General features: G+C 62.4%; 7 protein-coding genes. 5 read left to right on the top strand and 2 right to left on the bottom strand.

The features are described 5' to 3' along the window. Positions 1-256: 256 nt before the first annotated feature. From DYI24_RS16015 to DYI24_RS15995, 5 genes are all read left to right on the top strand, one after another. Positions 257-742 (top strand): hypothetical protein, encoded by a 486-nt coding sequence (locus DYI24_RS16015; protein ID WP_164573000.1) that lies wholly within the window; start codon positions 257-259, stop codon positions 740-742. A gap of 247 nt (positions 743-989) precedes the next feature. Beyond that, on the top strand, positions 990-1,487 hold the full coding sequence (locus tag DYI24_RS16010) for a hypothetical protein (protein WP_164572999.1): 498 nt from the start codon (positions 990-992) through the stop codon (positions 1,485-1,487). Positions 1,488-1,580: 93 nt separating this feature from the next. Next, entirely contained in the window at positions 1,581-2,363 is a 783-nt protein-coding gene (locus DYI24_RS16005) for a hypothetical protein (protein WP_164572998.1), read from the top strand. 551 nt (positions 2,364-2,914) lie between these two features. Continuing rightward, positions 2,915-4,006 (top strand): sensor histidine kinase, encoded by a 1,092-nt coding sequence (locus DYI24_RS16000; protein WP_164572997.1) that lies wholly within the window; start codon positions 2,915-2,917, stop codon positions 4,004-4,006. A gap of 239 nt (positions 4,007-4,245) precedes the next feature. Then, the gene (locus DYI24_RS15995) at positions 4,246-6,009 is read left to right on the top strand and encodes a sensor domain-containing diguanylate cyclase (protein WP_164572996.1); all 1,764 of its coding nucleotides are present in this window, start codon (positions 4,246-4,248) and stop codon (positions 6,007-6,009) included. 248 nt (positions 6,010-6,257) lie between these two features. Here DYI24_RS15995 and DYI24_RS15990 read toward each other — a convergent pair whose 3' ends face one another. Further along, the gene (locus DYI24_RS15990) at positions 6,258-7,109 is read right to left on the bottom strand and encodes an SDR family NAD(P)-dependent oxidoreductase (RefSeq protein WP_164572995.1); all 852 of its coding nucleotides are present in this window, start codon (positions 7,107-7,109) and stop codon (positions 6,258-6,260) included. A 188-nt stretch (positions 7,110-7,297) separates the two neighbouring features. Continuing rightward, on the bottom strand, positions 7,298-8,385 hold a 1,088-nt coding region (locus tag DYI24_RS15985; RefSeq protein WP_164572994.1), incomplete at its 5' end, for a beta-ketoacyl-ACP synthase III.

Genomic DNA, 8,385 nt, shown 5'->3' with positions numbered 1-8,385 from the left:
CCCCGCCGCAGCGCGCCCCCCTCTCCCGCTTGCGGGAGAGGGCTGGGGGGAGGGCGACACGAGCAGTGAATCTGCAAGTTAGTAGCCCGAATTACGCTGCACTCCATCCGGGCTACGCTCGCTAACTCAGCGTAAGGGGTGCGCTGGCGGCATGCCACCTTTAGACTATTGTTTGCGGTCAATTCATTCGCTGGCTGATTGTCCGATAATTCTAAAATTGAGGTGAATTGCGTAAGCGTTTCTGGTGGAGATGGTCATGTTCTCATTGTTTCCTTTTCCCGCTCGAATATTGCCGTTGAATGAATTTATCGCCAAGCACAGATTGATCGGCGAAGAGTTGAAGGCAGATCCTCTGATCGCTGATTTGCATCGAATGTACCATCTAATCGACGCCAAGTGCGGAGCTCTTCTCACTCACGTGTCGCTGATGATTGCAGCTGTGGGACTATTTTGCGGTAACAGCGCCTTGGATGGAGCTCTCCGCGCCGTTGTAGTTTGCTATCTATTGGTGGCTGTAGTTCTGCTTGGCTGCCTTGGCCTGTCGATGTACGAATCGCCGCCAGAGTGCACAGTAACAAGCGAGATGCTTGCGTCTTTTGAAAGGGAGAGGAGGCAAGAATTCTTTTCTCGGTCCTGCCGTCAGCGAGGGCTGATTTTCCTTGCTTGCCTGAGTTCTACTATACTCATTACAATCTTTGTGATCTTGGTCCTACTTATTGGCGATAACCGAGTGGCTCTGTAAGTCGGCTCGACTGCGAGGGATCCGCAACGGTTTGGGCCTTAGGCATCTCCGATACTTTTTAATGATCTGATCGGCCGCGTACAAAGCGCAATCGAAACGAACCGTCGCGGATTACGCCTTCGGCTAATCCGCCCTACGGGCTTGCCCTCAAAGGTGCCGAGGGAAAGCGCCTGACGTACCGGCCGACTGACTCGCATTAAGAACAAGAAACAGGCTACAAAACGCTTCCTTATTTGGAGGAAGCGAAATGGTTGATGTCTCCACTATCGCCGGTGCGCTCAGCGCGTTCAAGGCGGCCAACGACATCGCGCAAAGCATGATAGGTTTGCGCGATGCTGCGGCGTTTAATACGAAACTTATCGAATTCCAGTCCAAGATCATTGAAGCGAACAACAGCGCCTTCGCGGCTCAAGAGGAGCGCACGGCGCTTTTGAGCAAGATAGGTGAACTTGAAAGCGAGGTGACTTCCCTCAAAGCAGAACGCACTCGCCTTCAACGCTACAAACTGAAGGATTTCGGGGGAAACACGTTCGCTTATGAGCTTAAAGAATCTGAAGCCTCCGGCGAACCAATTCATCGCGCATGTCCCAATTGCTACGGCAAGGGCCATATCAGCATCCTTCAATTCTCTACGCATGAGTACGGGCAGGATCACTATAAGTGCCTCAACTGCTCGTCAGATTTTGTATTCGGGGTGTATGTCGCGCCGAACTATGGCCCGCCGACTAATTACGAAGATTTTTGACTTTTACTCTTCTTGGGCGCCGCCTGCTTTTTTGTCTTCTTTCCGATCTTCATTTCCTCGTGCAGCTTAGGCTTCAACCGCACGAGAGCGCCCATGAGTTTCTTGGTCTTTTCGATATCGTTATTGGAATTCGACATGCGGGATGACCTACAAGCAGCCAAGTCCTCGGTCGATTGGGCCGTATCCCAATTCCCAGACTTCCAGGCGCGACTTGATTCGTGGCTCAAAGCTAACGTTTACGTAACCATCAAAGAGATGCCAGACAATTCCCCGAACAATGTCGTTCTGGCTGTCGAAAAAGAGCCGTTCCCGCTCAAATTTCAAGTCGAAGCTGGGGCATACATCAACTGTATTCGAAGCAGCCTCGACATACTCGCCGCCACGCTCGCCCTTCGCCACTGCCCATCCCTTGTTGATGAATCCTACTTTCCAGTCACCAAGAGCGCGACGATCTTCGCATCCGGAGGATACAAGGGGCACAAACTCATAAAGGCCCTCCCCACCACCGAACGAACGATCATCGAATCGTTGAAGCCGTACCAAGGAGGGAACGAACTTCTTTACGCCCTCCATCAACTCGACATTGTGCGCAAGCATCAACGGCTTTTGACAACGGAGATCCACCCCGGTCGACTCGGCGTTATATCCTGGGGCATTGGACACTTTACGCCAGTGGCGACGGGCTGGATGCGCAGCGGAGATGACGAAGCCGTAATCGGCATACTCGCGAAGGCCGCACCTCATCCTAAAATTGATCTCACCATGCAGGTAAGCATCAACGAAACCGCATACTTCAAACGAAGGCCCGTTATTAGAGCGCTCAACGATTTCGCTGGCCTTGCGAATTCGATTATCGCGCTCTTCAACCACCCCTAGGGTATTCACATCCACCCCCCTCTGTGCGCCTTGCCCTATTTCAGGCGAGGGACAGCCGGCTCGCTCCAAACTAGGATAATAATCTTATTTCCCCAGTATATAAGACAAAAATCCTATTATGCGTATATTCCCATCTTCCTGTCTCGCTAACGAGGGGCGGCTCGCGATCGTCTTGAGGCGCGGTGCGGTGGACGCGGCAGCGGTGGGTCGGCGGCGGGGCCGCGAGGCAGGGAGTCCGCAGGGCTCGGCCTCGCGGCCTATGGAGCCGCAGGACGGAGCGCCTGCACGCCGCCCGGCCGCAGGAGACAAAAGGTCCGGACGTTCGCGTCCGCTCCGCTTAGTCCCGACGGTGACGAGCCTAAGCGTAACAATCGCCGCCGGGGAGAGCACGAAGCAAGCCGGAAGCCTCACAGCGTTCCGCGCGCCCTCGGTTCGGGCGCGGCGCGACGGGGCAGGCGCCCCGAAGCGCAAGGCCGATCGGCGCCCCGCGCCGTCCAAACAACAGTAGCTATGACGCATGTCCGGTGGGCACCGGGACGAGGAGAGCCGCCATGGCCGCGACCACCTGTCCTTCCAGTTCCGCTTCGGCCATAGTCGCCGCTCCACGATCCGAATCCGTAGAGCCTGCTTTGGCGCGACTTAAAGTTTGGGACATCATTCACGCCACGCGGCGGCTGCGGTCGCTGGGGCTGCTCGGCGATCTGGCGGCGGTGGCGGCAACCGGTGCGGCGCTGCTGCTGCGTATGGTGCTCGATCCGGTGCTGCCGCCGGGCTTTCCCTATTTGACCTTCTTTCCGGCCGTCGTTCTCACCGCGTTCTTCTTCGGGCTGCGGCCCGGCATCATCTGCGCGGTGCTGAGCGGGCTGGCGGCGTGGTACATCTTCATTCCGCCGTTCTTCAGCTTCGACCTGTCGCCGCCGACCACGATCGCGCTGGCGTTTTACGTGTTCATCGTCACGGTCGATATCTCGCTGATCCACATCATGCACCTGGCCGCCGCGCGGCTGCGCGCCGACGCCGAGGAGACCGCGCGGCTGTATGAGCAGCAGCGGACGATGTTTCAGGAGTTGCAGCACCGCGTCGCCAACAACATGCAGTTCGTCTCGGCGATGCTGCGGCTCTATGCCAAGCGCGCCGGCGACGATCCGGCCGCGATGCTGACCGCGCTCGACGACGCGCGGGTGCGGCTCGACGTGATGTCGCGGATTCACCGCCATCTGTACGACCCGGCCAACGTCACAAGGCCGGTCGGCGAGTTCTTCCAGGATCTGTGTGCCAATCTCGGCGACGCGGCAGGCGCCAGCGGCGTGCGCTTCACGGTCGAGATGCCGCCGGTGCAGTTCGATCTCACCAAGCTGACGCCGCTGTCGTTGATCGCCGTCGAGATCGTCACCAACGCGCTGAAGCACGCGTTTCCTGACGGCCGCGGCACCATCGCGCTACGGCTGGTGCAGGACGGCGAGCGCATCGTCTTCACCATCTCCGACGACGGCAAGGGCATGACGCCGGCCGAGGCCCCCGGCGCTGGTAACAGCCTCGGCCTCAAGATCATCCACAACCTCGCCGCCCAGATCGGCGGCCGCATCAGCTACGACGCCGGCCCGGGCACCACTGCCCGGATCGAATTCGACCGGGCGAGCTAGAGCCAAGCCGCCGCTTTGGCGCCGTTCAAACGATCGAGGCGACGGCGCATGTCTTGTCGAGACGCCGGTGGAGCTGCCTGATTGATTTTGCGGCGATCGATGATCGAGGCGAACGGCACTGAAGCGTGAATCATTAGTGAAGCATTCAGATCTGAATTGTATCTGGTGCATTCTGCGCAGCCGCGTCCGGCGGTCGCTCGGAGCGATGGCTTGTTTCGGCGGAGATGACACGAAGCCCGATGCGCGGTCTCTGGAATCAGATTGCCACCAGCCTCAAGACCCGGTTTCTGGTCGTCACCATCTGCGTATTCGGTCTGGTCGCCCTGCCGGCCTATGCCGCGTTCGAATTCCTCACCCGCAAGACCGCAGTCGCGCTCGGCACGTTGTTCGCCGAGAAGCAAGTGCTGTTCGACCGCTACCGCGGCCTCGAGGCGCTGACCCGGGAGGTTTCGCTGGCCGAGACGGTCGCCCGGTCGCCGGCGGTGCGGGCCTGGGCCCGCGACGAGGCCGACCCCGCCAAGACCAAGCTCGGGCTGGCCGAGCTCGAGCACTACCGGCTGTCGTTTCACGACAAGAGCTATTTCTTCGTCGTCGACAGGTCCGGCAATTACTACTTCAATAACGCCGAAAACGCCTACGACGGAAACCAGCTCCGCTATCAGGTCAAGCGCGACAATCCGCGCGACGGCTGGTATTTCAAGACGATCGCGGCCGGACAGCCGTGCCAGCTCAATGTCGACCGCGACGACCATCTCGCCGTCACCAAAGTGTGGATCAACTGCGTCATCGCCGAGCAGGGCCGGATTCTCGGCGTGATCGGCACCGGCGTCGACCTCACCGAATTCATCAGCGAGGTGGTGGCGCTGCCGCAGACCGGCGTCACCAGCATGTTCGTCGATCATGCCGGCGCCATCCAGGCGCATCGCGATCCGGCAATGGTCGATTTCCACAGCCTCACCAAGGACACCAAGACCAAGAAGACGATCTTCCAGCAGGTCGACAGTCCCGCCGACGCCGCCGAACTCGGCGCCATGATGCGGCGCGTCTCCGCCGGCGCCGTGGCGGTGGAATCGCGCTTCATGAACATCGGGGGGCGCGAGTTTCTGGTCGGAGTCGGCTATCTCGACCAGCTGGGCTGGTTCAACGTGACGCTGATGGACATCGACGCCATCATCGATCGCAGCTTGTTCACCCCGATCGCGTTGTTGCTGATCGTGATGATGACGGCGGCGGTCGCGCTCGTTACCATCCTGTTCCGCCGGGTCGTGCTCGATCGGCTCGCCACCGTCGAGGCGGCCGCGCGGCGGGTCGAAGACGGCGACTTCGACCATATCGTCGTCGACCAGGGCAGCGACGAGATCGGCCGGCTGTCGCGCACCTTGTCGGGCATGGCGCACGCCGTGCGCGACCACACCCGCCTTCTCGAGGATCTGGTCGACGAGCGGACCGAGAAGCTGCGGCGTCTCGCCAATATCGATCTGCTGACCGAGATTCCCAACCGCCGCGGCTTCACCCAGGTGTTCGAACAATGGCTGGCCGCCTCGCCCCTGGCGCCGCGGTCGGCCGGGCTGCTGCTGATCGATCTCGATGGCTTCAAGGACGTCAACGATGTGTTCGGCCATCTGGCCGGCGATCGGCTGTTGTGCGAAACCGCGCGGCGGCTCGCGCCGCTCCTCACCGAGCGGGACAGCTGCGGCCGCTGGGGCGGCGACGAGTTCGTCGTGCTGGTCGAGGATCGCGATGCGGACGCCCTGCGAGGGCTGTGCGCCCGGGTGGTCGCCGCGATGAACGCCGCGCCGATCCGCTCCGACGATGGGCAGGACATCGCGCTGACGGTGTCGATCGGCGCCTGCCGGGTGGTCTCGGGCGGCTCAATCGACGCCGCCTTTGCCGAGGCGGATGCGGCGCTTTACGCCGCCAAGCGCGCCGGCCGCAACCGCTTCGTGCTGTTCGACTCGAACGCCGGGTCAGCGCGCGACGCGGTGGCGACAGCGCAGGCTTGAGCCGGCGGGCGCCTCAGAGCCGACGGAAAAGCGCGCAGTGAAATCAAGCACTTTCGTCCAACCCGTCATGCCCGGCCTCGTCCCGGGCATCCACGCCTTGCAGCGAACGCAGCAAGACAGGCGTGGATGGCCGGGACAAGCCCGGCCATGACGAAACTCATCGGCAATTGAACGGCTCATCGGAGCCTTTCAATGAGCTGCCCGCCTTTCCGGTCAGGCTCTCAACAAGACGCCCGCGCCTTGGCTTGCTACTTGCCCTCGACGAATGCCCGGAAGCGGTCGGCCCAGGCCGGGTGCCAGCGTGACAGCGCGGGGCGGTTGTCGATGATGTCGCCGGCGGCCCAGGCGATGCGGCGTTCGTCGAGGCTGCGGGGGACGTCGTTGTCCGGGCACAGGATGTAGAAGTCACCGTCGTCGAGCCGCGCCAGCATGAAGTCGACGGTCTGCTCGGCGGTCCAGGCGCCGGCCGGCTTCTCGCTGCGGCCGCGCGCCGTCAGCGCGGTGAAGACGAAGCCGGGGATCAGCAGATGCGCCGTCACCGCGCAGCCCTCGGTGGTGCGCAGCTCGTGCGCCAGCGCTTCGGTGTAGGCTTTCACGCCGGCCTTGGAGACGTTGTAGGCCGGGTTGCCCGGTGGCGTGGTGATGCCCTGCTTGGAGCCGGTGTTGATGATCAGCCCCGGCCGGCCGCGGGCGATCATGTCCGGCGCGAAGATCTGCGAGCCGTGGATCACGCCCCACAGATTGACGGCCAGGATGCGCTCATAGGCCTCGCGCGGGCCGAGCGCGGTGCTCGGCGGCTCGATGCCGGCATTGTTCATCACCACGTCGACGCTGCCGAACCGCGCGGTGACGGCGGCGCGCAGCGCTTCGAGCTGGTCGGGTTTGGCGACGTCGGTTTCCTTCGCCAGCACGTCGTCGGCGCCGCCGCCTGCGACATGCGCCAGCAGCTCGGCGGCGCGGGCGAGGTGATCGGCGTTCAGATCAGCGATCGCCACTTTCATGCCGGCCTGCAGAAACCGCTTGGCGGCCGCAAAGCCGATCCCCGATGCGCCGCCGGTGACCACGGCGACCTGATCCTTGGCGATGGCGGGATGCGGCATGGCGGTCTCCTCGAGGCGGATGGCGATGCTCGGGAGATAGGCGCAGCGGCGGAGGACGCAAGCCGGCGGGACAAGCGGACTTTGATCGTCGTTGCGAGCGAAGCAATTCAGCGACGCCGTGCCCCTGGCTTCTGATCGCTTCGTCGCTTCGCGCCTCGCAAGGACGGGGAGAGCGCGATGTCAGACTGTTACCGCTTCTGCACGAACACTGTGCCGGCCGAGTAGCCGGCGCCGAACGAGCAGATCAGGCCGAGGTCGCCTGGCGCCATGTCGTCCTGGTGCTTGTGGAAGGCGATGATCGAGCCGGCCGACGAGGTGTTGGCGTAGTCGTCGAGGATGATGACGTTCTCGTCCCGCGTCGGATCGCGGCCCAGCACCTTGCGGCCGATGATCTCGTTCATGTTGATGTTGGCCTGGTGCAGCCACATCCGCTTCAGGCCGTGCGGATCGATGCCGATCTCGCGGGCGTGCTCGATGATCATCTCCGAGACCAGCGGCACCACTTCCTTGAACACCCTGCGGCCCTGCTGCACGAACAGCTTGTCGACGTTGTCGCGGCCCTCCGGCCAGGCGCGGTTGAGGAAGCCGGCGTTGTTGCGGATGTTGTTGGAGAATTGCGTCTTCAGCTTGGTACCGAGGATCGACCAGCCGCCGTTTGCATCATCGGCGCGCTCGACGATCGCCGCGGTGGCGACGTCGCCGAAGATGAAGTGACTGTCGCGGTCGCGGAAGTTGAGATGGCCGGAGCAGATCTCCGGATTGACCATCAGCACCGCATCGACCGAGCCGCCGCCGACGAAATCCGCCGCGGTCTTCAGCCCGAAGGTCGCCGACGAGCAGGCGACGTTCATGTCGAACGCGAAGCCGCCAAGGCCCAGCGCGTTCTGCACCTCGATCGCCATCGCCGGATAAGCGCGCTGCATGTTGGAGCAGGCGCACAGCACCGCGCCGATCCGCTCGCGCGGCTTGCCCCAGCGTTCGATCGCCTGCTCGGCCGCGGTCACCGCCATCTCGGCGAGGATCGACAGTTCGTCGTTGGAGCGCTCCGGAATGATCGGCCGCATCACTTCCGGATCGACGATGCCGGGCTTGGCCACCACGTAGCGCGACTTGATACCCGAGGCCTTCTCGATGAATTCCGAGGACGACGGCTGCAGCGGCTCGATCTCGCCGGCTTCGATCCGCGCTTTGTTCGCCGCGTTGAAGTTCGCCACATAGGTGTTGAACGCCTCCACCAGCTCGGCATTCGAAACGCTGTCGGGCGGGGTGTAGAGGC

Origin of the sequence: Rhodopseudomonas sp. BR0C11 (assembly GCF_010820945.1) — a bacterium.
Taxonomy (GTDB): domain Bacteria; phylum Pseudomonadota; class Alphaproteobacteria; order Rhizobiales; family Xanthobacteraceae; genus Rhodopseudomonas; species Rhodopseudomonas palustris_H.
This window is presented reverse-complemented; position numbering and strand designations above follow the sequence as displayed.

Coding starts and splice junctions, on each gene's coding strand:
- DYI24_RS16015 (WP_164573000.1), top strand. CDS start 257: ATGTTCTCATTGTTTCCTTTTCCCGCTCGAATATTGCCGTTGAATGAA.
- DYI24_RS16010 (WP_164572999.1), top strand. CDS start 990: ATGGTTGATGTCTCCACTATCGCCGGTGCGCTCAGCGCGTTCAAGGCG.
- DYI24_RS16005 (WP_164572998.1), top strand. CDS start 1,581: ATGAGTTTCTTGGTCTTTTCGATATCGTTATTGGAATTCGACATGCGG.
- DYI24_RS16000 (WP_164572997.1), top strand. CDS start 2,915: ATGGCCGCGACCACCTGTCCTTCCAGTTCCGCTTCGGCCATAGTCGCC.
- DYI24_RS15995 (WP_164572996.1), top strand. CDS start 4,246: ATGCGCGGTCTCTGGAATCAGATTGCCACCAGCCTCAAGACCCGGTTT.
- DYI24_RS15990 (WP_164572995.1), bottom strand. CDS start 7,109: ATGCCGCATCCCGCCATCGCCAAGGATCAGGTCGCCGTGGTCACCGGC.